This window comes from Streptomyces sp. NPDC043680 (assembly GCF_056436685.1).
Genome location: NZ_JBWKCE010000012.1, coordinates 1 through 24755, shown reverse-complemented (window position 1 = coordinate 24755; position 24755 = coordinate 1). Strand labels below are relative to the sequence as shown.

At 74.1% G+C, this 24755-nt stretch carries 19 protein-coding genes and 2 pseudogenes; 12 read left to right on the top strand and 9 right to left on the bottom strand.

The window, feature by feature from the left end:
- The first annotated feature begins 27 nt into the window (after positions 1–27).
- Complete coding sequence (locus AC0666_RS23040; protein ID WP_478708200.1) at positions 28–885, top strand: LysR family transcriptional regulator; 858 nt, start codon at positions 28–30, stop codon at positions 883–885.
- 39 nt (positions 886–924) lie between these two features.
- The gene (locus tag AC0666_RS23035) at positions 925–2067 is read left to right on the top strand and encodes an aminopeptidase P family protein (RefSeq protein WP_468971658.1); all 1143 of its coding nucleotides are present in this window, start codon (positions 925–927) and stop codon (positions 2065–2067) included.
- Between the two features lie 19 nt (positions 2068–2086).
- Here AC0666_RS23035 and treZ read toward each other — a convergent pair whose 3' ends face one another.
- The gene (gene treZ, locus AC0666_RS23030) at positions 2087–3832 is read right to left on the bottom strand and encodes a malto-oligosyltrehalose trehalohydrolase (RefSeq protein ID WP_468971660.1); all 1746 of its coding nucleotides are present in this window, start codon (positions 3830–3832) and stop codon (positions 2087–2089) included.
- 120 nt (positions 3833–3952) lie between these two features.
- Here treZ and AC0666_RS23025 point away from each other — a divergent pair, with 120 nt between their 5' ends.
- From AC0666_RS23025 to AC0666_RS23015, 3 genes are all read left to right on the top strand, one after another.
- Positions 3953–4513: an FHA domain-containing protein gene (locus tag AC0666_RS23025; RefSeq protein ID WP_478708199.1), complete on the top strand. Its 561-nt coding sequence runs from the start codon at positions 3953–3955 to the stop codon at positions 4511–4513.
- A 152-nt stretch (positions 4514–4665) separates the two neighbouring features.
- Positions 4666–5229 carry a hypothetical protein gene (locus AC0666_RS23020; RefSeq protein ID WP_468971662.1) on the top strand — a complete coding sequence of 188 codons (564 nt, stop codon included), beginning with the start codon at positions 4666–4668 and terminating at the stop codon, positions 5227–5229.
- Between the two features lie 7 nt (positions 5230–5236).
- Entirely contained in the window at positions 5237–5701 is a 465-nt protein-coding gene (locus AC0666_RS23015) for a GNAT family N-acetyltransferase (protein WP_468971664.1), read from the top strand.
- Between the two features lie 157 nt (positions 5702–5858).
- Here the strand turns inward: AC0666_RS23015 and AC0666_RS23010 are convergent, their stop codons facing one another.
- Together AC0666_RS23010 and lpdA are read right to left on the bottom strand one after the other, a co-directional pair.
- Positions 5859–7217, bottom strand: a complete 1359-nt coding sequence (locus AC0666_RS23010; protein WP_468971666.1) for a M14 family zinc carboxypeptidase — start codon at positions 7215–7217, stop codon at positions 5859–5861.
- A 118-nt stretch (positions 7218–7335) separates the two neighbouring features.
- The gene (gene lpdA, locus AC0666_RS23005) at positions 7336–8739 is read right to left on the bottom strand and encodes a dihydrolipoyl dehydrogenase (RefSeq protein ID WP_478708198.1); all 1404 of its coding nucleotides are present in this window, start codon (positions 8737–8739) and stop codon (positions 7336–7338) included.
- Between the two features lie 84 nt (positions 8740–8823).
- Between lpdA and AC0666_RS23000 the strand changes: the two genes are divergently transcribed.
- The gene (locus tag AC0666_RS23000; RefSeq protein ID WP_468971670.1) at positions 8824–9789 is read left to right on the top strand and encodes a LysR family transcriptional regulator; all 966 of its coding nucleotides are present in this window, start codon (positions 8824–8826) and stop codon (positions 9787–9789) included.
- Here AC0666_RS23000 and treY read toward each other — a convergent pair.
- A complete protein-coding gene (gene treY / locus AC0666_RS22995; protein WP_478708197.1) occupies positions 9694–11973 on the bottom strand; it encodes a malto-oligosyltrehalose synthase in 2280 nt (759 codons plus the stop codon). The genes AC0666_RS23000 and treY overlap by 96 nt on opposite strands.
- Before the next feature lie 169 nt (positions 11974–12142).
- Between treY and AC0666_RS22990 the strand changes: the two genes are divergently transcribed.
- Positions 12143–13399 (top strand): MFS transporter, encoded by a 1257-nt coding sequence (locus AC0666_RS22990; RefSeq protein ID WP_468971673.1) that lies wholly within the window; start codon positions 12143–12145, stop codon positions 13397–13399.
- Here AC0666_RS22990 and glgX read toward each other — a convergent pair.
- On the bottom strand, positions 13384–15498 hold the full coding sequence (gene glgX / locus AC0666_RS22985) for a glycogen debranching protein GlgX (RefSeq protein WP_468971674.1): 2115 nt from the start codon (positions 15496–15498) through the stop codon (positions 13384–13386). The two genes, AC0666_RS22990 and glgX, sit on opposite strands and share 16 nt — an antisense overlap.
- A gap of 288 nt (positions 15499–15786) precedes the next feature.
- Between glgX and AC0666_RS22980 the strand changes: the two genes are divergently transcribed.
- Together AC0666_RS22980 and AC0666_RS22975 are read left to right on the top strand one after the other, a co-directional pair.
- Positions 15787–17082 carry an SAV2148 family HEPN domain-containing protein gene (locus AC0666_RS22980; RefSeq protein ID WP_468585433.1) on the top strand — a complete coding sequence of 432 codons (1296 nt, stop codon included), beginning with the start codon at positions 15787–15789 and terminating at the stop codon, positions 17080–17082.
- A gap of 122 nt (positions 17083–17204) precedes the next feature.
- Positions 17205–17918, top strand: a complete 714-nt coding sequence (locus AC0666_RS22975; RefSeq protein WP_468971677.1) for an exonuclease domain-containing protein — start codon at positions 17205–17207, stop codon at positions 17916–17918.
- Positions 17919–17952: 34 nt separating this feature from the next.
- On the opposite strand, the gene AC0666_RS22970 is transcribed toward AC0666_RS22975, so the two are convergent.
- Positions 17953–18804 (bottom strand): phosphotransferase enzyme family protein, encoded by an 852-nt coding sequence (locus tag AC0666_RS22970; RefSeq protein WP_468971678.1) that lies wholly within the window; start codon positions 18802–18804, stop codon positions 17953–17955.
- Positions 18805–18845: 41 nt separating this feature from the next.
- On the opposite strand from AC0666_RS22970, the pseudogene mgt reads away from it, so the two are divergent.
- Both mgt and AC0666_RS22960 read left to right on the top strand, forming a co-directional pair.
- Positions 18846–20158, top strand: a pseudogene (mgt, locus tag AC0666_RS22965) (macrolide-inactivating glycosyltransferase).
- A 7-nt stretch (positions 20159–20165) separates the two neighbouring features.
- A complete protein-coding gene (locus AC0666_RS22960) occupies positions 20166–20729 on the top strand; it encodes a DUF1697 domain-containing protein (protein WP_468971680.1) in 564 nt (187 codons plus the stop codon).
- Here the strand turns inward: AC0666_RS22960 and AC0666_RS22955 are convergent.
- On the bottom strand, positions 20726–22597 hold the full coding sequence (locus tag AC0666_RS22955) for a DNA/RNA non-specific endonuclease (RefSeq protein WP_468585438.1): 1872 nt from the start codon (positions 22595–22597) through the stop codon (positions 20726–20728). The two genes, AC0666_RS22960 and AC0666_RS22955, sit on opposite strands and share 4 nt — an antisense overlap.
- Positions 22598–22823: 226 nt before the next feature.
- Between AC0666_RS22955 and AC0666_RS22950 the strand changes: the two genes are divergently transcribed.
- Positions 22824–23825, top strand: coding sequence for a ketopantoate reductase family protein (locus AC0666_RS22950; protein ID WP_468971682.1), 1002 nt, complete (start codon positions 22824–22826; stop codon positions 23823–23825).
- 69 nt (positions 23826–23894) lie between these two features.
- Here AC0666_RS22950 and AC0666_RS22945 read toward each other — a convergent pair whose 3' ends face one another.
- Both AC0666_RS22945 and AC0666_RS22940 read right to left on the bottom strand, forming a co-directional pair.
- Positions 23895–24656 carry a sirohydrochlorin chelatase gene (locus AC0666_RS22945; protein ID WP_361723725.1) on the bottom strand — a complete coding sequence of 254 codons (762 nt, stop codon included), beginning with the start codon at positions 24654–24656 and terminating at the stop codon, positions 23895–23897.
- 5 nt (positions 24657–24661) lie between these two features.
- Positions 24662–24755, bottom strand: a pseudogene (locus tag AC0666_RS22940) (ABC transporter permease); the annotation flags it as partial.

Here is a 24755-nt window from a genome sequence, read left to right as displayed (position 1 = left end):
AGGCAGGGCCGGTGCAAGCTGGGGCGCATGGATCCGCACCTGCTCCGCACCTTCGTCACCGTCGTGCGCCTGTCCTCCTTCTCCGGCGCCGCCCGCGAGCTCGGCTACACCCAGTCCGCGGTCTCCCAGCACATCGCCGCCCTCGAAGGCGACCTGCGGGCCGAGCTGCTCACCCGGCGGCCCGTGGAGCCGACGCCCGCCGGGGTGCGGCTGCTGGAGCACGCCGGGCCGCTGCTGCTGCGGCTCGACGCCGCCCGCGCCGACGTGCTGCGGCTCGCCGCCGCGCCGCCCGGGCAGGTCGTGCTCGCCGCCTCCCCGCTCGCCCTCGCCCCCCGGCTGCTCACCGCGCTCCCGGCCACCGGGGTCACCCTGCGGGTGCTGCCGCCCGCCGACGTGCCCGCCGCCGTGGCCGCCGGCGGCTGCGACCTCGGCCTGGTCGACGGCCTCGCCGCGCCCAGCGACCCGCTGCGGCTGCCCGACGTGGCGCCGCTGACGGTCACCGGAGCCGGCGAGGAGGAACTGGCCGTCCTGCTCCCGGCCGGGCACCCCCTCGCCGGGCGGTCCGCGCTGCGCCTCGACGACCTCGCCGACGCCCGCTGGCTCGACGCACCCCAGGCCGGCGTCGCGCCCGCCGCCGTGCGCACCCGCCCCGCCCTGCGCTACGAGGGCACGGACCTGCACGCCCTGTGCGCCCTCGCGGCCGCCGGCCACGGCCTGGCCCTGCTGCCCCGCCGGGTGGCGGAGAGCGCCGGGGCCGGGGTTGCCGTACCGCTGTCCACCCCGCGCCTGGTGCACCGTACGGAGCTGCTCACGCCCACGACCCCGACCCCCGCGGCCGCAGCCCTCGCCGCCCGCCTGACCGCCCTGTCCCGGGCCGGCGCCTGACCACTCGCGTCCGGCCCGCTGCGGCGGCAGGATCGCCCCATGGATCTCGACGCCGACCTCGAAGCCGTTCCGGCCCCCTTCACCGCCGCCGACCACGCCGCCCGCATGGCCGCCGCCGCGCAGAGTGCCGCGGACGCCGGACTGGCCGGGCTGCTCATCGCACCCGGGCCCGACATGGCCCACCTCACCGGCTACCGGCCGCCCGCCGACACCGAGCGGCTGACCCTGCTCGTGCTCCGCGCCGGAGAGGACCCGGTCCTGGTGGTGCCCGCCCTGGAGGCCCCCGACGCGGAGCGGGCCCCGGGCGCACCGGCCCTGACCCTGCGCCCCTGGACCGACGGGAGGAACCCGTACGGCATCACCGCCCCGCTCCTCGGCGCCGAGGGCCGCTTCGGGGTGAGCGACAACACCTGGGCGCTCCATCTGCTCCGCCTCCGCAAGGAGGTGCCGGGCGCCTCGTACGCCGCGCTCACGGACGCGCTGCCGATGCTGCGCGCCGTCAAGGACGAGCGGGAGCTGGAGCGGCTCGCGGCGGCCGGCGCGGCGGCCGATGCCGTGTACGCGCAGATCCTCCGGGTCCGTTTCGCCGGGCGCCGGGAGCAGGAGATCGCCGCCGACCTGGCCGCGCTGCTGCGCGAAAACGGCCATTCCCAGGTCGACTTCACGGTCGTCGGTTCCGGCCCCAACGGCGCGAACCCGCACCACGAGGCCGGTGACAGGGTCATCGGCCACGGCGACATGGTGGTCCTCGACTTCGGCGGCCTGCGGCACGGCTACGGCTCCGACATCTCCCGCACCGTGCACGTCGGGGAGCCGAGCGCCGAGGAGCAGCGCGTCCACGACATCGTCCGCGAGGCCCAGCGGGCCGCCCGCGCCGTCGTCCGCCCGGGCATCGCCTGCCACGAGGTGGACCGGGCGGCCCGAGCGGTGATCACCGAGTTCGGCTACGGCGACCGCTTCATCCACCGCACGGGCCACGGCATCGGCGTCACCACCCACGAGCCGCCGTACATGGTGGAGGGCGAGGAACAGCCGCTGGTCCCCGGGATGTGCTTCTCCGTGGAACCGGGCATCTACCTGCCCGGCCGCTTCGGCGTGCGCATCGAGGACATCGTGACGGTCACCGCCTCCGGCGCGCGCAGCTTCAACGGGGCCCCGCGCGAACTGGCCGTCGTGGAGTAGCCGCGCCGAAGCACAGGCCCTACGGGCCGAGGACGACCGCCGATTCGGCCGGGACGTGGAGGTGGCCGTCGCGGTCCGGGTGGGCCACCGGTTCCCAGGCGGCCAGCACGCGGACCCCGTTGCGGCCCAGGGCGATGGTCGTCGGCTCGGGGAGCAGGTTCACCACCACCCGTACGTCGCCCCGTCGGAAGGTGATCCAGCGGCGCTCCTCGTCGTATGCGACCTTCACCGCCGCCAGGTCCGGATCGCGCAGGTCCGGGTGGCTGCGGCGCAGGGCGATCAGGGTCCGGTACCAGGACAGCAGCCGGTCGTGCGGCGTGCGCTCCGGCTCGGTCCAGTCCAGGCAGGAGCGGTCGCGGGTGGCGGGGTCCTGCGGGTCCGGGATCTCTTCCGCCTTCCAGCCGTGCGCCGCGAACTCGCGGCGCCGGCCGGTCCGTACGGCCTCGGCGAGCTCCGGGTCCGGGTGGTCGGTGAAGTACTGCCACGGCGTGGTGGCCCCCCACTCCTCGCCCATGAACAGCATCGGCACGAACGGCCCGGTCAGCGCCAGCGCCGCCGCACACGCGAGGAGCCCGGGGGAGAGCGAGGCGGTGAGCCGGTCGCCGAGGGCCCGGTTGCCGATCTGGTCGTGGGTCTGGGTGTAGCCGAGGAAGCGGTGCGCGGGCGTGCGGCGCCGGTCCACGGGACGGCCGTGGGTGCGGCCGCGGAAGGAGGACCAGGTCCCGTCATGGAAGAACACCCGTGTCATGGTCTTGGCCAGGGCGGCCAGCGGGGCCCGGGCGAAGTCGGCGTAGTACGCCTGGGATTCGCCGGTCAGCGCACAGTGCAGGGCGTGGTGGAAGTCGTCGTTCCACTGGGCGTGCAGCCCCAGGCCGCCGGCCGGACGCGGGGTCGTGGTGCGCGGATCGCACCGGTCGGACTCGGCGATCAGGAACAGCGGCCGGCCCGACTCGGCGGCGAGCTCGTCCACGGCGGCGGCCAGCTCCTCCAGGAAGGTCAGCGCCCGCTCGTCGGCCAGGGCGTGCACCGCGTCCAGCCGCAGACCGTCGATCCGGTAGTCGCGCAGCCAGGCGAGCGCGCTGCCGATGAGGTAGGCGCGGACCTCGTCGGAGCCGGCGGCGTCCAGGTTCACGGCCGCACCCCACGGGGTGTGGTGGGTGTCGGTGAAGTACGGCCCGAAGGCCGGGAGGTGGTTGCCGGAGGGCCCCAGGTGGTTGTGGACCACGTCCAGCACGACGCCGAGCCCGGCCGCGTGGGCGGCGCCGACGAAGCGCGCCAGCCCGGCGGGGCCGCCGTACGGCTCGTGCACCGCCCAGGGCGCCACCCCGTCGTACCCCCAGCCGTGCCGTCCGGGGAAGGGGCACACCGGCATCAGCTCCACGTGCGTGATCCCGAGGGCGGCGAGGTGCCCGAGGCGGGCGGCGGCGGCGTCGAAGGTGCCCTCGGGGGTGAAGGTGCCGATGTGCAGCTCGTACAGGACCGCGTCCTGGAGCGGGATGCGGGGCGGCGACGCGCCCGCGGCCGGCGCCGCGAGGTCCACCACCGCCGAGAGGCCGTCGGGCCCCTCGGGCAGCCGCCGTCCCCGCGGGTCGGGCCGTACGGCCGGATCGTCGCCCAGCAGGAACCCGTACCGGTCCCCGTCGGCGGCCGGGGCCTGGACGGTCCACCACCCCGGCCGGTCCGGATCGCGCACCATGTCGTACGCGGCGTCCCCGAGCCGCAGCGCGACCCGGTCTGTCAGCGGTGCCCACACCTCGAACTGCACGGGCGGTCCCCTCCTCTTCGGCGGTACCGGAACGTGTGCCTGGCCACGTGCCGACCCCATCATGGCCGGGTGGCCGGGGGAGTTCTGGACACTCCGGCACGACGGGCCGACAATCACCCTGTGACGTCGAGTTTCGAGTTCCCCGCCCACCCCGCGCCGCGCCTGTCCGACGCGGAGCGCGACACGGCCCTGGGCAAGCTCCGCGAGGGCGCCGCCCTCGGCAAGCTGTCCCACGACACCTTCCTGCGCCGGATGGAGCTCGCGCTCGTCGCCCGCCGTTCCGAGGAACTCGCCGTGCTCACCGCCGATCTCGAAGGCCGCGGGGCCGAAGGGGCGTGGACCCGGCGGGTGTTCGGCTGGGTGGGCCGCGTCTCCGCCGTGTCCGCCGGGGTCCGGCGCGCCTGGAACGCCGAACGGCTGCCCAAGCTGCTGCTTCCGCATCCGGGTGCGCAGCCCCTGCGGATCGGCCGCGATCCGGGCAGCGGGCTCCGGCTCACCGACGAGACCGTCTCCCGGGTCCATGCCGAACTCGGCCTGCGCAACGGGATGTGGGTCCTCACCGACCTCGGCTCGTCCAACGGCACCACCGTCAACGGGCGCCGGGTGATCGGCTCGATCGCGGTCCGCGACGGAGACCAGGTCGGCTTCGGCCGGGTGTCGTTCCGGCTGTCGGCGGCTTGAGGCCTGCCCGCCCGGAGCTCGCCCCGCGGGATCGAAGGATGATGAAATCGGACAACTCGTCCCGTTCTGGTCCGTTCGGTCCTGCCGCACCATTTCCCGCTGCCGGCCTCGCTGCGGTACGGACCGCCGAGCACGAGGGCTGTGACTCCGGCATGAGGAATACGCCGGCCGACGACGGCACCCCGAACCGCACGCGCCGCAGGGCCCTGGTGGCCACCTGCGCCGCCCTGCTGATCGCGGGCTCCCCCCTGCCCTTCCCGGCGGGCCTCGCGGCCGCCTCCGGCGCGCCGCCCGCGGCTGCGGCGCTGGCCGGCGCCGGCGAACCCACTCCGCCGGCGCTCAAGCGCATCGATCCGGCCGCGCTGCAGTCCGCCGTGGAGCGCGCGGCGAAGAAGCTCATGGTGCCCGGGGCCGTGGTGCCGCTCCGCACGCCGCAGGGCACCTTCCGCGCGACCGCCGGCACGACCGAGCTGGGCACGGCCGAACCGCCCACCACCGCCGACCACTTCCGGATCGCGTCCAACACCAAGGCTAGTGCTGTGGCCGGGAAGGTTTGCCGGGTCGCGTTGTCCGGTGCGGTGCATCGCAAGGCGGAGGCCCGCGGCTCGTACTGGACGTACTTGCGCGGTCCGACAACGCAGCGAGGTGCCGTGCCGGGCGGCGCGACCCGGTGGACCTTTCCGGTCACAGCACTAGGACGCTCGCGGAGGCGATGATGGGTGCATGGACAACACGCCTGTCGTGCGCCCCGCGCGCCCCGAGGACCTGCCCCGCCTCATAGAACTCATCCACGAACACGTCGCGTACGAGAAGTCCGCGCCCCGGCCGGCGGACCTGGCCGACCGGCTCGGCCCCCAGCTCTTCGCCGAGGGCGCGCGGATGTGGGTCCTGCTCGCCGAGGCCCCGGACGGCACGGTCGCCGGATACGCCGCCTGTACCGCCGAGTTCGCGTTCTGGGACGCCCGGCACTACCTGCACATGGACTGCCTCTACCTGGCAGAGGAAGCCCGCGGCCAAGGCCTGGGCGCCGCCCTGATGGACGCCGTCGCCGCCCTGGCGCGCGAACTCGGCCTCGACCAGGTCCAGTGGCAGACCCCGGACTGGAACGAGGGCGCCATCCGCTTCTACGACCGGCTCGGCGCCACCGCCGCCCCCAAGCGCCGCTACTCCCTGCCCGTGCACGCCTAGTGCTGTGACCGGGAAGGTCCACCGGGTCGCGCCGCCCGGCACGGCACCTCGCTGCGTTGTCGGACCGGGCAAGTACGTCCAGTACGAGCCGCGGGCCTCCGCCTTGCGATGCACCGCACCGGACAACGCGACCCGGCAAACCTTCCCGGCCACAGCACTAGGGGGTGCCTTGCCGCGGCTGCGGTGGCGCCCCGGTGAGGCGCTCGTACGCGGCCAGGACCGTGCGGGCCTGGTGTTCGACCTGGACGGCCACGGGGACCCGGCGCGCCTGGAAGCGGGCGGCGAAGGACTCGCACCAGCCGGTGACGAGCCGGTCCAGCGCGGGCGCCGCCGGGTGCCCCTGTGCGCGCAGCACCCGCAGCAGCATCGCGGCGGCGCGCAGCGACAGGCGCCGCCCGAAGGCGTCGATGCTGCCGATGTAGGCGGCCGTGGCCTCGGGGGGCGCCCCGGCGCCGGTCCACTCGGCGGCGATCCGGGGGATCAGGGCGAGGGTCCAGTCCACGGCCCGCAGCAGCGCGGCCGCGTCCGCCCCGTCGCCCGGTGTGCGGTACGGCGCGTCCTCGCGTACGAGTTCCCGCGCGCCGGCCACCAGCGCCGCATCCGTGGTGAGCCGGCCCGCCAGGAGGCGCAGGGCGCCGCGCGGGTCCGCGTGCGGGGCGGGATCGTCCACCAGGTCGGAGGCCCACATGGGGACTTCGACGATGGCGGTGGTGCCGTCGTAGCGGTGGGCGTGGTACCAGGTGCTGAGCCGGGTGTCCTCCGGGTGGAAGGCCCCGGCGGGGTCGGCACCGGCGCCCGGAAGCACGAAGATCCCGGGGCCGGGGGAGGGCCAGCCGGCCGCGTCCGAGGCCCCGGTCTCGATCGGGATCCGCAGCTCGGCCGCCGACTTGGCGAAGGGCTCGGCGAGGTTCGGTATGTCCCGGGTGAGCTGCACCCAGGAGCCGCCGAGGTCGGTTCCGTGCAGGGAGACCTGGAGGAAGGGCCGCAGTTCGTCGATGAGGTCGGTCAGCGTGCGGGTCTCGGGCGGCAGCCGGTCCGGGGCCAGTAATGACGGCGCCCACTCGGGCTGTTCGGGGCCGGGCGGCCGGTAGAAGTTCCGGTGGTAGTGCAGCAGGGAGTAGGGACGGGGCGTGCGGTGCAGGGCCGCGCCGTCCGGATCGGCGCACAGCAGGAAGTGCCAGCCGCACCCGGCCCGGTGGGCGGCGTCGTGGACGAGCCGCCGTACGAGCGCGAGCGCGGTGGCCCCGCCGACGGGCTCATTGGCGTGCGCCCCGGCCACGACGAGCACGCTCCGGGGCTCCGCGGCGGCGCCCCGGCCCGCGCCCGGGCGGCCCCGGCCGCCGAGGCCGGCCCGGAGCTCCGACGGGGCCAGGGAGAGCAGCCACAGCGGTTGGCCGGCCCGGGAGGCGCCCGCCTGGCGCAGCCGGACCAGGGCGGGGTACTCGTCCGCCAGCGCGCGGGCGGCCAGGGCAAGTTCGTGCGGTGTGGGGTAGCACATGTCACGAAGGAGGGTCACGTCTCATGCAATGCCCGCCGCGCACGCCCCCTACTGCTGCGCGCGCCCCAGACTTTCCCCCAAAGCCCTGGCCAACGCCTCGCCGGCACTCCGTCCCGGACCCGTCTCGGCGTTGCGGCTACTGCTGGTGCAGCCCCCGGCCCGCGAGCGACAGGAAGGCCTCGCCCACCGCCTCCGACAGGGTCGGATGGGCGTGGACGTGGCGGGCCACATCGGCCGGCTCCGCCTCCCACCCCACGATCAGCTGGCTCTGCGCGATCATCTCCGAGACGTGCGGCCCCACCAGGTGCACGCCCAGCACCCGCCCGCCCCGTTCCGCGACGACCTTCACCGTCCCGCCCTGCCCGTGCACCATCCCCTTCGCCACCGCCGTCAGCGGCATGGTGTTGACGACGACGTCGTACGAGAGTTCCCGCGCCTGCGCCTCCGTCAGCCCGACCGCAGCGGTCTGCGGCGCCGAATAGGTCACGCGGGGCACCGCCGCATAGTCCACCGGCGCGCTCGCCACGCCCGCCAGGGTCTCCGCGACCAGCAGCCCCTCGGCGAACGACGCGTGGGCCAGGCCGAGCGAGGGCGGCGGCAGCAGGTCGCCCACCACGTGGATGCCCGGCACCGGGGTCTCCAGCCGGGACCAGTCGGCAGGGGACACGAAACCCCGTGCGTCCGCGGCCAGTCCGGCCGCCGCCAGGTCCAGGCCGTCGGTCACCGGGACCCGCCCGACCGCCACGAGCAGCCGCTCCGCCGCCAGCTCCACGACGTCGCCGCGCGCTCCGCGCACGCCCGCGCGCACGCCCCCGCCCGGAAGCCGCTCCACCCCCTCCAGCCGGGCCCCGGCCCGTACGTCGACGCCCCGCTTCTTCAGACCGCGCGCCAGATGCCGCGACACCTCCGCGTCCTCCAGCGGAACCAGCCGGTCCGCGGCCTCGACCAAGGTCACCGCCGCCCCCATCGACCGGTGGAAGGAGGCGTACTCCACCCCGATCGCCCCGCCGCCCAACACCAGCACCGAGCCCGGCAGTCCCGGCGCGAACAGGGCGTCGTCGCTGGTGACGACGGTGTGGCCGTCGGGCTCAAGCCCGGGCAGGGTGCGCGGTCTGGACCCGGTGGCCAGCACGATGCCGCGTACGGCGCCGAACTCCCGGCCGTCGTCGGTGCGCACGGAGCGCGGTCCGGTCAGCCGGGCCGCTGCGTGCACCACGCGTACGCCGGCGTGCTCCAGGTGTGCCTGGACGCCCTTGTGGTTGCGGGCGACGATGTCGTCCCGGGTGGCGGTCAGCGCCGTCCAGTCCACCGCGTCCACGTGTGCGGCCACCCCCCACCGCTCGCGCGCCTCGGCCATGCCGTCGACGAGTTCGGCCGCGTGCAGCATCGCCTTGCTGGGGATGCAGCCGCGGTGGAGGCAGGTTCCGCCCACCTTGTCGCGTTCCACGAGGACGACGGTCAGTCCGAGGGCCGCGGCGCGCAGGGCGGTGCTGTAGCCGCCCGTGCCGCCGCCGATCACGATCACGTCTGCTGTGTCCATGCGGCAAGCGTGTCGCCGGGGCCGCCCATGAGTCCAAGGCAATGATCTTCTCGGCTCCATGCAGACTCTTTATGCTTCCTGCTCATGAGTCTGCGTCAGATGGAGTACTTCCTCATGGTCGTGGAGGAGTCCTCCTTCACCCGCGCCGCCGACGCCCTGCACGTCACCCAGCCCGCCCTGTCCCACCAGGTCAAGGCGCTGGAACGATCCGTGGGCGGCGCCCTGCTGGAACGCATGCCGCGCGGGGTGCGGCTCACCCCCATGGGCCGGGCCTTCCTTCCGCACGCCCAGCTCGCCGTCCGCAGTGCTCGCCAGGCCGAACGCGCCGCCCGCGCCGCCGCCGGGGCGGCCGGCGGCGAGCTCCACATCGCGGCCGTCCACGCCGTCGCCGTCGGCCTGCTCCCCGCCGTCGTCGCCCGCTGGCGGATCCTGCACCCGGGCGTCCGGCTGGTGCTGCGCGAGTACGGGTCCACGGCGGAACTGGAGGAGCAGGTGGAGCGGGGCGTGGCGGACCTCGCCGTCGGCCCCGAGCCCAAGGAGTGGACCGGGACGGTGCTGTCCGCCGGCCGCGAGGAGATCGTCCTGGTGGTCCCCTTCGACGACCCCCTCGCCGGCCGGGGCGCGGTCCGGCTGGCCGAGCTCGCCGACCGCGACTGGATCCGCTGCGCGATGGAACCCCTGGTGCAGGGCCGGCCGTTCCTCGACTGGGCGTGCGGCACCCTCGGCTTCACCCCGCGCTCGGTGCTGCGCACGGAGCACACCTCCACCGCGGTACGGATGGCCGCGGCGGGGGTGGGCATCGTCATCGCCCCGGCCCACACGGTCCGGGGCGCCCTCGGCGAGGACTGCGTGCTGCTCTCCCTCGACCCGCCCTGGCACCGGCCCCTGGCCGTCTTCTCCCGGGCGCCGCTGACCGGCGTGGCGGCGGCCTTCGCCGAGCTCGTCGCCCCCGGATCAGCCGTCCCGCAGGAGGAGCCCCACCGGCCGGTCGGCGAACAGCTCGGCGAGCAATACCTCGCCCTCGTACGGCACTCCCGGCGCGAGCAGTGACCGCCACCGCCCCGGCGGCAGCGGCAGCACGGTGTCCCGCCAGCCGCCCGCCCCCGCGAGCCGGTACGCGAGCCGGGTCGCCGCCGCGAGCAGCCCGGCCGAGCGGCCGAACGCCACGCAGTGCCCGGCCGCCGGGCCGCGGGCGGCCAGCGGGGTGTAGCCGGTGAACAGGTCGGGCCGGTCCCGGCGCAGCCGCAGCAGCGCGGCGGTCAGCGCGAGTTTCTCCTCCGCCTGGTCCCCGGGCCGCGCCCCCGCATCCAGCCGGGCCAGCGCCTCGCGGGGAAATCGGGCGGGTCGCCGGTTGTCCGGGTCGACCAGGGCCCGGTACTCGGTCTCGGCGCCCTGGTAGACCTCGGGGACCCCGGGCATCGCCAGGTGCAGCAGGGTCATGCCGAGCAAATTGGCCCGGGCCGCCTCGGCCGCCCCGTCCTCCTCGTGGAGGTCCGCCGGCTGCCGCCCGGCCTCGGCGTACTGCCCGACCGCGGCCTCGTAGGACTCGTCCCGGTCGGTCCAGCTGGTGCGCAGCGCCGCCTCGCGGGCGGCCTTGAGCAGGGCCGCCCCCAGACGCTCGGTCCGCTCCGGCACCTCCCCGAGGCCGAGCGCCGTCTGCCGGGCCACCCAGGCGAGCTGCGGGTCGGGTCCCGCGGGCCGGCCCATCAGCTCCGGCGCCTGCGACAGCACCGAGATCCGGGCCCGGACGTCCGCGCTGCGCTTCGTGTCGTGCGTGGACAGGACCGTCCCCGAATGCGGCCAGTCCCGTTCGAGCTCCGCGCAGTACGCGTGGAACTCCTCGACGGAGACCGCCGGCCGGGCGGGATCGCCCCCGACCTCGGTGGCGGACAGGAGGGGCGCCCAGCGGTAGAACGCGCGGTCCTCCAGGGACTTGGCGCGCAGGGCCGCGGAGGTCTGCGCGAAGCGCGCCGCGAACGCCGGGTCCCGCCGCGCCCGTTCGCGTACGTCCTGCGCCTCTTCGGCGCTCACCCCGGCCGCCTGCGCCACCCCGGCCAGCTCGGCGAACGCGTCCGTGCCCGGGTAGGGGCGGTAGACCGGATAGGCGATCAGCAGTTCCCGCACGGCCCGCGCCGTCCCGGGGCCGGCACGGCGCTCCAGCGCGGCCAGCTCCGCAGCGAGGTCCTCGGTCAGCACCTCCCGCGCGGACCGCTCCGCCGTCTGCGCCCAGTCCGCCGCGCCGGTGGCCTCCCGGTAGCGGCGGGCCAGTTCGGCGGCGCCCCCGGGATCCGTGAACACGCCGTCCAGCCGGTACAGCGCGTCGTAGCCGGTGGTGCCCGCCACCGGCCAGGAGGGCCGCAGGCGTTCGGTGCGGGCGAGGATCTTCTCGACCACGATCCAGCAGCCGTCCCCCACCGCCGCGCGCAGCCGCCGCAGGTACTCCTCCGGGTCGGCCAGCCCGTCCACGTGGTCGATCCGCAGCCCCTGCAGCACGCCCTCGTGCACCAGCTCCACCACCTTCGCGTGGGTGGCCGCGAAGACCTCCGGATCCTCGACCCGGACCCCGATGAGGTCCGAAATCGTGAAGAAGCGCCGGTAGTTCAGCGCCGTGCGGGCCTCGCGCCACCAGGCCGGCCGGTACCACTGGGCGGCCAGCAGCTCGGCCGGGTCCAGCCCCGCCGTGCCCTCCCGGAGCGGGAACTCCTGCTCCCCGTGGCGCAGTACCCCGCCGTCGACCGTGAACTCCGCCGGGTCGGGCGGCCCGGCGAGGACGGGCAGCAGCACCTGTCCGCCGCCCGCCTCCCAGTCGATGTCGAACCAGCGCGCGTAGGGGGAGTCCGGCCCTTCCCGCAGCACCTCCCACAGGGGCCGGTTCAGCCGCAGCGGGGAGGGCACCGCCATGTGGTTGGGCACGATGTCCAGGACCAGGCCGAGCCCGTGCGCCCGGGCGGTGGCGGCCAGGGCCCGCAGCCCCGGCTCACCGCCGAGCTCGGCGCGCACCCGGGTGTGGTCGGTGACGTCGTAGCCGTGGGCGGAGCCGGGGACCGCCTCCAGTACCGGTGAGAGGTGCAGGTGGGACACACCGAGGGACGCGAGGTGCGGGACCACCGTCTCGGCCGCCGCGAAGTCGAACCCGGCCCGCAGTTGGAGGCGGTAGGTCGACCGGGGTGTCCCCGGGGGGACGTTTGCCGGAACATCGGATTCCGTTCGGATGTACGCGTTCGGCTGGCTCATGAGAACGTACGTACCCACCTTCCCTGATTCCGTGCCATTACCCAATGCATCCGGGTGACTGCACCGCGTTAGCGTTGCCCGAGTGCTTGAAGCCGCCAGTACCTATCGAAGAGTCATCGCCCTCACCGGGCCCCTCCTTCCCCTGATTTCCTTCCTTGCCCGTCTGCCCGTGGCCATGTCCCAGTTCGGCAGCGTCCTGCTGGTCGCCGAGACCAGCGGTTCCCTCGCCACCGCCGGAGCGGTCGGCGCCACCCTGTCCGCCGGGCAGGTGGTGCTCGGCCCCGTCCTCGGCCGGCTCGCCGACCGGCACGGGCAGCGCCCCGTGGTCCTGACCGCCGCGGCGGTCAACGCCGTCGCCACCGCGGCCCTGGTCGCCGGGGCCCTCGGCGGCCTCGCGACCCTCCCGCTGGCCGCGATCGGGGCCGTCACCGGCGCCTCGGTGCCCCTGATCGGGCCGCTCGCCCGGACCCGCTCCGTGGCCCTCGCGCACCGCGCCGGAGCCGACGAGTGCGTGGTCGGCGCCGTCCACTCCCTCGAAGGCACCCTGGACGAGGTCTCCTTCGTCTTCGGCCCCGCCCTGGTCGGGCTGGCCGCGCTGATCGCGCACCCCGCGCTCGCGCTCGGGGCCGCCGCCGCCCTCGTCGCCGTCTTCGCCACCGCCTTCGCGCTGCACCCGACCGCCGCCGTCACGGCCGCGGAGCGGGCGCGCGCGGACGGGGACGGCAAGGCCCCCGCCTCGGGCCGGGTCGCACCGGTCCGGCCCGCACCGGGCAGGCATCCGCGCGTCGTGTACGCCGTGCGCTGCTCGCTCTTCCTCCTGGGCGCCCTGTTCGGCGGCTGCCAGGCCGGTATCGCCGCCCTCACCGCCCGCCTGGGCGTCCCCGGGCAGGCCGGACTCGTGTACGCCGCCATGGGCGTCGTCAGCGCGGCCGTGGGCCTCGGGCTCGGCGCGCTGCCCGCCCGCTTCGGCCTGCGGCTGCGCTGGCGCGCGGCCACCGGCGCCGCGCTCGTGCTCTGCGTACCGCTGCTGTTCACCGACACCCTGGGGCCGCTGTATGCGGTCGTCATCGTGCTCGGGGCCGCCTTCGCCCCCCACCTGATCACCGCGTTCGCCCTCACCGAGCGGTCCGTGGAGCCGTCCCGGCTCGCCGAGGCGACGGCGTTCGCCGCCAGTTCGCTGGTCGCCGGGCAGGCCGCCGCCCTCGCCGTCTCCGGGCGGCTCGCCGAGTGGTACGGGCCCTCCGGCGCCTTCGCCGTCTGCGTCTCGGCCGCCGCGCTCTGCCTGCTCCTCGCCCTCACCACCCGCGTCCCGGCCGCCCGTACCGCCCCCGCGCAGCCGGCCGCCCGCGCCGCCGGCGCCGGACGTCCGGCCCACCGGCCCGCAGCGGAGGGCGGTTCCTCGGCGGCCGCCTACGCGGGACGCTGAAGCACCACCAGGCACCGTCCGGTCAGCGCCACCCGGTCCCCGTCCGCGAACTGCGGCCCGGTGCCGGGTGGCAGCACCTCCGGCCGCGCCGTGTCCACGACCAGCCGCCACTGGGCGCCGTGCCCGGCCGGGATGGTGAACTCCTGCGGCTCCGCGCCCGCGTTGAACATCAGCAGGAACGAGTCGTCGGTGATCCGCTCCCCGCGGACGCCCGGCTCGGAGATGGCCTCCCCGTTCAGGAACACCGTCAGCGCCCGCGCGTGCTGTGCCTGCCAGTCGCGGGCCCGCATCGGCTCCCCATGCGGGGTGAACCAGGCGATGTCGGACAGCTCGTCGTCGGTGCCCTCCACCGGCCGGCCGTGGAAGAACCGGCGCCGCCGGAACACCGGGTGGTCGCGCCGCAGCCACACCATCCGCCGGGTGAAGTCCAGCAGGGAGGGAGCCGGTTTGCCCGGCTCCGGCCACTGCACCCAGGACAGCTCGTTGTCCTGACAGTACGCGTTGTTGTTGCCGCCCTGGCTGCGGGCGAACTCGTCGCCGTGGCTGAGCATCGGCACGCCCTGCGACACCATCAGGGTGGCCACGAAGTTGCGCATCTGCCGCTCGCGCAGTTCCTGCACTTCCGGGTCCTCGGTCGGCCCCTCCGTCCCGCAGTTCCAGGACCGGTTGTGGGTCTCGCCGTCCCGATTTCCCTCCCGGTTGGCCTCGTTGTGCTTCTCGTTGTACGAGACCAGGTCGTGCAGGGTGAAACCGTCATGGCAGGTCGTGAAGTTGATGGACGCCAGCGGGCGCCGGCCGTCGTCCTGGTAGAGGTCCGAGGAGCCGGTCAGCCGCCCCGCGAACTCCGCCAGCGTGCGCGGCTGTCCGCGCCACAAGTCCCGCACGGTGTCCCGGTATTTGCCGTTCCATTCCGTCCACAGCGGCGGGAAGTTCCCCACCTGGTACCCGCCCTCGCCCAGGTCCCACGGCTCCGCGATCAGCTTGACCTGGCTGACCACCGGATCCTGCTGGACCAGGTCGAAGAACGAGGACAACCGGTCCACCTCGTGGAACTGCCGCGCGAGCGTGGCCGCGAGATCGAAGCGGAACCCGTCCACGTGCATCTCGGTGACCCAGTACCGCAGTGAGTCCATGATCAGCTGGAGCACGTGCGGGGAGCGCATCAGCAGCGAGTTGCCGGTGCCGGTGGTGTCCATGTAGTGCCGCGGATCGTCCGCGAGCCGGTAGTACGAGGCGTTGTCCAGACCCCGGAAGGACAGCGTCGGCCCCAGGTGGTTGCCCTCGGCGGTGTGGTTGTAGACCACGTCCAGGATCACCTCGATCCCGGCCTCGTGCAGCGCCCGGACCGCCGACTTGAACTCCAGCACCTGCTGGCCGCGGTCGCCCGAGGCGTAGCCGTTGTGCGGGGCGAAGAAGCCGATCGTGTTGTAGCCCCAGTAGTTGCTGAGCCCGTCGTCCACCAGCCGGTGGTCGTTGACGTACTGGTGCACCGGCATCAGCTCCAGCGCCGTCACGCCCAGCTTCGTGAGATGGCCGATGACCGCCGGGTGTGCGAGGGCCCCGTACGTCCCGCGCAGCTCCTCGGGGAGGTCGGGGTGACGCATGGTCAGTCCCTTGACGTGGGCCTCGTACAGCACCGTGTGGTGGTACTCGTGGCGCGGCGGTCGGTCATTGGCCCAGTCGAAGTACGGGTTGACCACGACCGAGCTCATCGTGTGCGGGGCCGAGTCCAGGTCGTTGCGGGAGTCGGGCCGGCCGAAGTGGTAGCCGTAGACCTCCTCGCCCCAGTCGACGCTGCCGGCGATGGCACGCGCGTACGGGTCGAGCAGCAGCTTCGCCGCGTTGCAGCGCAGCCCCCGCTCGGGCTCGTACGGGCCGTGCACCCGGAACCCGTAGCGCTGGCCCGGCATCACGCCGGGCAGGTAGGCGTGCCGCACGAAGGCGTCGGTCTCGCGCAGTTCGACGGCCGTCTCGGAGCCGTCGTCGTGCAGCAGACACAGTTCGATACGTCGGGCGGCCTCGGAGTAGACCGCGAAGTTGGTCCCGGCGCCGTCGTACGTGGCACCGAGCGGGTACGCCTGTCCCGGCCAGACCTGCATGGATAAGGACTCTTCCTCTCGGCTTCGGGCTGATGTGTCGAGCTGATCCGCCGTGGACCACGTCACTGGCAGATCTTCCCCGAAAGTGGGGCGCTACGCGGGGACTTGGGATGCGTCCTCCGGGTGACCCGGAGACCTGATATGCGGGTCAGCGGACTATGCGGGCATCGGATAATGGGTCAACGGGCCCCCGCCGTACGGCCCATCGGGCTGCACCGGGCGCCGACCTCGGAGTACCCTTCCGTGATCACTGGAGACGGGCGTCCAGACGCAGAAGGCGGTGCACGGGTGAGCTCGGGAGGTCTGGAGCTGCCCCCTGGTGACAGCGGTCACGAGGGCGGCCCGGCGGACGCCCCAGGAGGTGCACCCGGCGGTGCGCCCGGCGGGGTGCCCACAGGCGTGGCGGCCGGGGCGGTGTCCCTGGCCCCGCCGGCGGCCGGGAGCGCACGGGCCGGGGCCGAGCTGGACTGGGGGGCGGACGCCTGGAGCGAGGTCCGTACGCGGGCCCAGCGGGCGGGCCGGGCGTACATCTGGCTGAACCTGATCGAGCAGCGGCTGCGGTCGGTGGTCGGTGCGGTGCTGCGGCCGATCTACGAGCCGGTGCACGGCGAGGACGACTGGGTCGTCGCGGCGGCCGGGCCCGCCGGCCAGGAGTGGGTGCAGCGGGCCGTGGCGGTGCGCGAGGTGAGCCGGCGCAAGGGCTACCTGCTGGACCCCGCCGACGACAACGTGCTCAGCTTCCTGACGCTGCCGCAGCTGCGGGAGCTGATGGTCCAGCACTGGCCTTGCTTCGAGCCGTACTTCGACGACCGGCGCGAGATCGAGCTGGCGCTCGACGAGCTGGAGGTCACGCGGAACGTGGTCTCCCGCAACCGCGCCCTGTCGCGGCCGGTGCTGGAGCAGGCGGAGCGGGCCTCGGCGCGGCTGCTGGAGGCCCTCGGCGGCGGCGCGGGCTCTCCGCCGGCGGACCGGCTGCCGATCGACGCGGTCGAGGACCTGGTGGGGGACCGGTACGCGGACGTCGTCTCGGTCCACCCGGACCGGGTGCGCCTGCAGCGGCAGCTGCCCGCGGAGGACCTGTTCGGCGGGGCCCGGCGGCTCGACGCCATCGGCATAGGCCTCAACCTCCTGGTGCAGAACTTCTCGGGCCGAAGACTCGTCCGGCTCACGGAGGCCGGCTGCCGGGTCCGGCTGCTGTTCCTGAACCCGGCGAGCAGCGCGGTGAAGCGGCGCGAGCGCGAGCTCGGCCTGCGCAAGGGGGAGCTGAGCCGCTCGGTGGAGATGAACATCCTGCACGTGCGCCGGGTCCGGGCGGGGCTGCGCGACCCCTCGCGCTTCGAGATCCACGTCTTCGACGAGACGCCGCGCTTCACGGCCTATCTGGTGGAGGGGGAGTCTTCGGGCATCGCGGTGGTGCAGTCGTACCTGCGCCGGGCCCGCGGCATGGAGGCGCCGGTGCTGGTGCTGCGCGGCGGCGGCGCGGCCGGCGGCCGCACCGCCGGACGTGACGCGGATCACGGCCTGTTCCCCACGTACCGTGAGGAATTCGAGTCGATCTGGGAGGACTCCCGCCCGGTGTCGTGACTGTCAGTGCCCCGTGGGAGGCTGAAAGCCGTTGACCGAAGGCGTACGGGGGAGGGGCACGGGGTGGAGGACGGGTACGGCATGGGGGCGTCCCGGGCGGTCCGGGCGGGCGGGGCCCTGCGATGAGCTGGATCAGCGGTCGGATGGTTGCCTTCGACCTGGAGACGACGGGGACGGACATCGAGTCGGACCGGATCGTGACCGCGGCGGTGGTCGCGGTGGAGCCGGACGGGGCCATCGCGCGGCAGCGGACCTGGCTGCTGGACCCGGGCGTGCCCATCCCGGCGCAGGCTTCGGCGATCCACGGAATTTCCACGGACCAGGCCCGTGCGCAGGGCCGGCCCGCCGCTCCCGCGATCGAGGAGATCACCGGGATCCTGGCCGGCGTGCTGCGGTCGGGCACCCCGCTCGTGGTCATGAACGCGCGGTACGACCTGTCGCTGCTGGACCGTGAGTGCCGACGGCACGCGGTCGTGCCGCTGGTCGAGCGGGTGGGAGACGGGCCCGCGGCGGTCATCGACCCCTTGGTGCTGGACAAGCACGCGGACCGCTACCGCAAGGGGAGGCGGACCCTCCAAGCCCTTTGCGAACACTACGGCGTCACCCTCGACGACGCGCACGACGCCGCCGCGGACGCACTGGCCGCCGCGCGTGCGGCCCGCCGCATGGGGGCGGAGCACGCGGTCATAGGCTCGGTCGCCCTGGCCGACCTGCACGAGCTCCAGGTGCGCGCGGCGGCGGAGCAGGCCGCCTCGCTGCAGAGCTACCTGCGGCGCACCTCGGATCCCGAGGCGATAGTCGAGCGGGCCTGGCCCGTGGTCCCCTACCGGGGCTGAAGACCCGTCAGCGGTCCGGCCCGGGCGGGGGACGTCAGAAGGGGTGCCAGCGGGTGTCGCTGTCGCCGTCCCGCAGGCAGGCGATCCGGCGGCGGAACTCGGCCAGGGCGCGGGGATTGGTCGGGGCGTGCTGGGACACCCAGGCGCAGCTGGCCGTTTCGCGGGCGCCGCGCAGCACGGCACAGCCCTCCCAGTCGCGTACGTCCCAGCCGTAGGCCGCCGTGAACGCGTCGTACGCCTGCGCGGCCAGCCCGTAGCGGCCGCGGGAGAGGGCCATCACCACGAGGTCGTGCTCCCGCAGGTCGACCGAGACCGTTTCCAGGTCCACCAGGACCGGGCCGTCCGGGCCCACGTGGACGTTGCGGGGGAGGGCGTCACCGTGGATCGGGCCCGGCGCCAGCTGCGGGGTGAGGGCGGCCACTTCGACGGCGTGGGCATCGCGCCGCGCCCGCAGATAGGCCGCATCCGCCGGGTCGATGGCCTCGCCCGCGAGCCGCAGCCAGCGTTCGACCCCGCCCAGCAGGTCCCGCGCGGGGAGCGCGAACGGCGGCTCAGGCAGGGCGTGCAGCTGCCGCAGCAGCAGCGCCAGGTCCTCGGGGCCCGCCGGACGGACGGCTTCGGGCAGGCGGTGCCACACCGTCACCGGGTGCCCGGCGACCAGGCGGGGCTCCGGTTCGGCCGCGCGCACCGCCGGGACCGAGGCCTGGGCGAGCCAGGCCGCGACGGCGAGTTCCCGCTCGGCCCGCTCCAGCAATGCCGCCTCCCGGCCGACCTTGACCACCACGTCGCCGAGGGCGAAGACCGCGTTCTCGCCCAGCGCCAGCAGCCCGGCAGGGCCGGTGAGGCCCGCCGCCGTCAGTACGTCCCTGGCCTGCGCCTCGTCCATGCCGTCCCTTCCGGGTGCTCCGGTCTTCCCGTTCGCGGTGAATCCGCCAAGTCTCGCACCGACGGCCCGGAAATGAATTGCACGAGACGTATCGTCTCGTTAACTTGAGTGCATGACCACAGCAGACACACCCGCACACATCGCCATGTTCTCCATCGCAGCCCACGGACACGTGAACCCGAGCCTGGAGGTGATCCGCGAACTCGTCGCCCGGGGCCACCGCGTGAGCTACGCCGTCCCCGCCTCCTTCGCCGCCAAGGTCGCCGAGACCGGCGCGACGCCGGTGATCTGGAACTCCACCCTCCCCACCGACGACGAGCCCGGGGCCTGGGGCACCGAGCTCATCGACCACGTCGAGCTGTTCCTCGACGACGCGATCCAGGCCCTGCCGCAGCTCGCCGACGCGTTTGAAGGCGACGAACCGGATCTCGTCCTCCACGACATCACCGCTTACCCGGCGGTCGTCCTTGCCCGCCGCTGGGGGGTCCCCGCCATCTCCCTCTCCCCGAACCTGGTCGCCTGGACCGGCTACGAGGAGGAGGTCGGTGAACCGATGACGGCCGCACTGCGCGCCTCCGAGCGCGGCCGGGCGTACTACGCCCGCTTCCGCGACTGGCTCGACGCCAACGGCATCGACGAGCATCCCGACGCCTTCGTCGGCCGCCCGCGGCGCAGCCTCGTGCTCATCCCGCGGGCCCTCCAGCCTCACGCCGACCGCGTCGACGAAAGCGTGTACACCTTCGTCGGCTCCTGCCTGGCCACCGACCGCAGCACGGACGCGGCGAGCACCTGGCAGCGCCCGGCGGCGGCCGCCGGCAGGAAACTGCTGCTCGTCTCCCTCGGGTCCACCTTCACCCGGCAACCCGCCTTCTACCGCGCCTGCATCGAGGCCTTCGGGGACCTGCCCGACTGGCACGTCGTCCTGCAGATCGGCCGGTTCACCGACGAGGCGGATCTCGGCCCCGTCCCCGGCAACATCGAAGTCCACCGCTGGATCCCCCAGCAGGCCGTCCTCGAACACGCCGACGCCTTCATCACCCACGCGGGCGCCGGCGGCAGCCGTGAAGGCCTGGCGACCGCCACCCCCATGGTCGCCGTCCCGCAGGCCGTCGACCAGTTCGGCAACGCCGACATGCTCCAGTCGCTGGGAGTCGCCCGGCACGTCCCGAAGGAGGAGGCGGACGCCGCCACCCTCCGCGAGGCCGTCCTCGGCCTCGTCGCGGACCCGCAGGTCGCCGCCCGGGCCGAAGCGGTCCGCGCACAGATGGCCGCCGAAGGAGGCACCCGGCAGGCCGCCGACCTCATCGAGGCCGCACTCCCCGCATCACCGCCCGCTTCCGCCGCTCGGGCATGATTCGGGCATGACCAGGAAGAAGTACGCGGCCCTGCTGCGCGGAATCAACGTCGGCGGGAGCAAGAAGGTCCCGATGGCCGAACTGCGCCAGGTCCTCGAAGGACTCGGCCACGACGACGTCCAGACGTACCTGCAGAGCGGCAACGCCGTCTTCAGCAGCGCGCAGCAGGACCCGGTCGCCCTGGCCCGCGCGCTGGAGCGGGCCATCGAGAGCCGCTTCGGCTTCCCGGTGGCCTGCCTCGTCGCCGACGGCGCCCGCCTGCGCGCCGTCGCCGACGACTGCCCCTTCCCCGCCGCCGAACTGGAGGGAAGGCAGCTGCACGTCACCTTCCTCTCCGAGCAGCCGGACCCCTCCCGGTTCGCGGCGATCGACGCGCCCGCGTACCTCCCGGAGGAGTTCCGGATCGGCGACCGGGTCCTCTACCTGTACGCCCCGAACGGACTGGGCCGCTCCAAACTGGCCGAGGCGCTCTACCGCCCGGCCGTCCTCAAGGGCATCGACGCGACGACCCGCAACTGGAACACGGTCGCCAAACTCGTCGAACTGACGCAGGAAGGGCCCCGGCCCTAACTCCAGTCGATGTCCGCCTGGCTCTCCAGCGGGGCGCGGTCCTCCACCGATTCCGGGACCACCAGCGTGTCCGCGGCCGTCATGGCGGCCGGGAAGCGCAGCCTGGCCCGGGTCTGGATCTCGTTCAGCTTGACCTGGAAGACGCGAAACTCGTCCAGTTCGAGCGATTCGGCCAGCTCCAGGTTCTGCGTGAGCAGGAAGGCCTTGCACTTCAGCTTTCCCGCCTCGGAGAAGACGAGGACCTTCCAGAACTCGCGCGGTATCCGCACCCCGCGGAAGAGGCGGTCGTCGTCGTGGAACACCGGGCCGCCGAACACGTTCACCCTGAGGTCGTCGACCTGCACGTCCTCGAAGACGGCGTCCTCCAGGTGGCCCCATATGCCGTTGCGGGCGCTCTGGTTGAAGTCGTCCATCTGCGGGGTGATGTTCGTGTAGAAGAACGAGTCCGTGTTGGCCCGTTCGGCCTCGGGCATCGGCCCCCACAGCAGGTCGGCGCGGCGCGCGATGTGGCCCCGGTCGAGCCGGTTGGTCCGGCCCCGGTACAGCTCGTTGCTGACCTGGGCGGCGGCCGGCAGCCGCGGGTCCTTCTTGAACTCGATGCCGGAGCGGTCGAGCTTCTTGATCGTGGAACCGTCTATGTTCCAGGCCACCCAGAAGGCGAAGCGCCGCGTCTTGTTCAGCGCCAGCGAGAAGTGCGTGTACGGAATGACCTCCGACCCGTCCAGCAGCACGGCATCGCCCTTGACCGACGGGTTCAGCTGCGGGGTTGCTATCGGCACCGAGAGGAAGCCCGGGTCGTAGCCCGCCACGGGCTCCGACTCGGGGCCCGGCTGCTGGAGGGTGATCTTCAGTTCGTCGAAGACCGCCCGGGGGAAGCAGGCCAGCGCCCTCTCGTCGGGGTCCGCGTCCCCCTCGCCACCGAAGTGCAGACCGGCCAGGACATCGCTCGGCCTGCCTCCCCGCCCTTTGAACATCCACGCCGATCCCGAGTCACCGGGCTTGCTGATCTCCCCGTCGGCCGCCGGGTGGTCCGGGTCGGGCCCTATCTCGAAGCACTCGATCTCCCGCACGCCGACGCCCGTGCCGTAGTCGATGCTGACCTTGGCGAACGGGCGGGTGACCTTGCCGTGCGTGACACCGGTGGTGCGCCCGCTCTTGACGACCTTGTCGTCGATCTGCGGCTCGCCGAGCTTCGCCGGAGTGACGTCGAGGTCGAGGATGGCCGGGTCGATGTCGCGGTCCGTGATGCTCGACACGGCGCAGTCGCCGGACACCCCGAGGTGGGACCGCTTGAGCGTACCGAGGCGGTTCAAGGCGATGCGGCTGTCGTCCTTCTTGCCGGGCTGGACGACCTCGTCGCCCGGATTGCCCAGGCGGCCGTTCAGGACGTGCCAGTTGCTGAGGACGCAGGGGGATCCGTCGTTGCGGTCGAAGACGATGCAGCCCAGGGTCCCGGCGCTCACGTGGACGTTCCCGACGCTCACGCCGGGACGAACGGGGTTGATCCGCGTCTGCCGCAGCGGGGTCTCCGCCTCGGCCACCACCAGGAAGTGGGGCGCGTAGCTTCGCTGGACGACGTCCGTCGGGACGGTCACACCGCCGCCGATGTCGATGAACGGCGGGATCGGCGCGCTCCTCAGGCCGTCCACGCCCTCCGGGACCACTTTGCGGTCGACCGTGAACTGCAAGGCCAGGTCCTTGCCCCGCTTCCCGTTCTTCTCCTTGTAGCCGATGCCGATCGAGGACACGTTGGGGTCCTGGAGGTAACTCGAACCCCGGGTGCGGATGAAGTGCTTGAGCGACTCCATCAGCTTGTCCTGGCCGTCGCCTTTGGGCGGCGAGGCCGACGCGCGCTTCTTGGCAGCCATAGGGGCCCCCTTGGAAGAAAGGAGTTCAGGCGTGAGAAGCCCCGCCGAGAAGATGCCGCCCCCGCGGTAGTTGAAAGCGACGCGAACAGACTGGGGCTCCCCACTCCGTGCGTGCATTTCCAGCCTACGGCGGCGCCACGGGGCCAGCGCGCCGAGCAGCGCCGGCCGGCAGGCGCACCGGGGCCCCGCCGGTGACACGGCCGGAGGATGTGCCAGGCTGCTGCGTATGCGTTACATCATCATCGGCGCCGGAGCGGTCGGCGCGACCATCGGCGGGCGCCTGGCGGAGGCGGGGCACGAGGTCGTACTCGCCGCCCGCGGCGCGCACGCGCAGGCCCTGCGGGAGGACGGGCTGCGGCTCACGACGGCCGGCGGCGTCCGGGTGCACCGGCTGCCCGTGGTGTCAGGGCCCGCCGAACTCGGCGAACTGCGCCCCGACGACGCCCTGCTGCTGACCGTGAAGACCCAGGACGCGATCGCCGCACTCGACGCGTGGGGTGACGCGGAGGTCGCGGGCGGCGGCACGGCGGCGCAGCGGCTGCCGGTGCTGTGCCTCCAGAACGGCGTGGAGACCGAACGGCTGGCCCTGCGGCGCTTCGCGCGGACCTACGGGGTCTGCGTATGGCTGCCGGCGACCTTCCTGGAGCCGGGCGTGGTCTCGGCGCTGTGCGCTCCGCTGACCGGCATCCTGCACCTGGGCCGGGCGGCCGGCGGCACCGACCGGCTGCTCGCGCAGATATCTGCCGACCTGGAGGAGTCCGGCTTCGCGGCACCGGTGGTCGAGGACGTGATGCGGTGGAAGTACGCGAAGCTGCTGGGCAACCTGGGCAACGCGATCCAGGCGACGACGGGCCCGGAGCCGGCCCCCGCCAAGGGGGCGCTGCTGCTGCGCGCGATCCGCGAGGGCAAGGCGGCGTACGCGGCGGCGGGCATCGCGTACGCCTCGGAGGCGGAGCAGGCCGAGGCGCGGGACGGCAAGGTCGAGCAGCCGCCGGGCCTGCGGGGCGGGTCGTCCTGGCAGAGCCTGGCGCGCGGCACGGGCTCCATCGAGGCGGACTACCTCAACGGTGAGATCTCCCTGCTCGGGAGGCTGCACGGGGTCCGGACCCCGGTCAACGACACCCTCCGCCACGCGGCGAACATCTTCGCCCGGGAGTCCCTCCCGCCGGGCGCGATGTCCATCGAGGACCTGACGGCCCTCGCGGACGAGGCCGAGGCCCGAGCCTAGCTGCGGGTCCGCAGCGACCGGGTCCGCTGCACGGGTCGCTGCGCGGGGGAAGAGCACCCCGCGCAGCGGTCACGCCGTCAGGGTCCGCAGACGGGCCGGGGCGGACGCGGCAGAGTCGTAGCGGTCCAGCAGCAGGCGGGCGAGTTCCGGGGCCGCGCCCAGCACCCCGGCCACGAGGTCCGCCCCCGCGGCTTCGGCGCCCGCCGCGATCCGGTCCGGCAGACGCCCGGGCGCGATGACGTACGGGGCCACCACGACCCGGCGTACGCCCTCGGCGCGCAGTGCCCGTACGGCGTCCTCCGTCCGGGGGAGGGCCGCGGAGGCGAACGCAGGCCGCACGGCGCACCAACCGGTGTGCCGCCACTCCCGCGCGATTTCAGCGATCACTGCGATCGCCTCCGGGTCAGAGGATCCGGCGGACGCGAGCACCACACCGGTGCCCGCCCGGTCCGCCGGGTCGAGCCCCGCCTCCCACAGGCGGCGCTCAAGCGCCTGCGTCAGGAGCGGGGAGGGGCCGAGGACCTCGGTGAGCCGGACCGAGAGGCCCGGCAGCCGGGTCGTGGCCTGCGAGAGCACCGCAGGGATGTCCGCCTTGGCGTGGAAGGCCCGGGTGAGCAGCAGCGGCAGGGCCGCCACGTCGCGGACACCCTCGGCGTACAGGGCGGACAGCACCTGTTCGACCCGCGGTGCGTTGAAGTCCAGGAAGGCCGTCTCCACCCGCAGCCCCGGCCGCAGCGCCCGCGCCCGCCGGGTCAGGGCGTGCACGGTCGCCGCGTGCCGCGGATCGCGGCTGCCGTGGGCGATGACCAGGAGAACGGGGGCGGGGGACACGGGAATCAGCTCTTGACCTGCAGGCCGCGGGTGCGGAGTACCCGGCGTTCGACGGGGCTGAAGATCAGGAGGTCGATGGCGATGCCGACGAGGAGGATC

Bases quoted from the DNA above. Each gene is read 5' to 3' on its own strand.
- AC0666_RS23035 (WP_468971658.1), top strand. From the start codon at position 925: ATGGATCTCGACGCCGACCTCGAAGCCGTTCCGGCCCCCTTCACCGCC.
- AC0666_RS22970 (WP_468971678.1), bottom strand. From the start codon at position 18,804: ATGGACGAGGCGCAGGCCAGGGACGTACTGACGGCGGCGGGCCTCACC.
- AC0666_RS22950 (WP_468971682.1), top strand. From the start codon at position 22,824: ATGCGTTACATCATCATCGGCGCCGGAGCGGTCGGCGCGACCATCGGC.
- AC0666_RS22960 (WP_468971680.1), top strand. From the start codon at position 20,166: ATGACCAGGAAGAAGTACGCGGCCCTGCTGCGCGGAATCAACGTCGGC.
- AC0666_RS23000 (WP_468971670.1), top strand. From the start codon at position 8,824: ATGAGTCTGCGTCAGATGGAGTACTTCCTCATGGTCGTGGAGGAGTCC.
- lpdA (WP_478708198.1), bottom strand. From the start codon at position 8,739: ATGGACACAGCAGACGTGATCGTGATCGGCGGCGGCACGGGCGGCTAC.
- glgX (WP_468971674.1), bottom strand. From the start codon at position 15,498: ATGCAGGTCTGGCCGGGACAGGCGTACCCGCTCGGTGCCACGTACGAC.
- AC0666_RS23015 (WP_468971664.1), top strand. From the start codon at position 5,237: ATGGACAACACGCCTGTCGTGCGCCCCGCGCGCCCCGAGGACCTGCCC.
- AC0666_RS22975 (WP_468971677.1), top strand. From the start codon at position 17,205: ATGAGCTGGATCAGCGGTCGGATGGTTGCCTTCGACCTGGAGACGACG.
- AC0666_RS23040 (WP_478708200.1), top strand. From the start codon at position 28: ATGGATCCGCACCTGCTCCGCACCTTCGTCACCGTCGTGCGCCTGTCC.
- AC0666_RS22955 (WP_468585438.1), bottom strand. From the start codon at position 22,597: ATGGCTGCCAAGAAGCGCGCGTCGGCCTCGCCGCCCAAAGGCGACGGC.
- treY (WP_478708197.1), bottom strand. From the start codon at position 11,973: ATGAGCCAGCCGAACGCGTACATCCGAACGGAATCCGATGTTCCGGCA.
- AC0666_RS23020 (WP_468971662.1), top strand. From the start codon at position 4,666: ATGAGGAATACGCCGGCCGACGACGGCACCCCGAACCGCACGCGCCGC.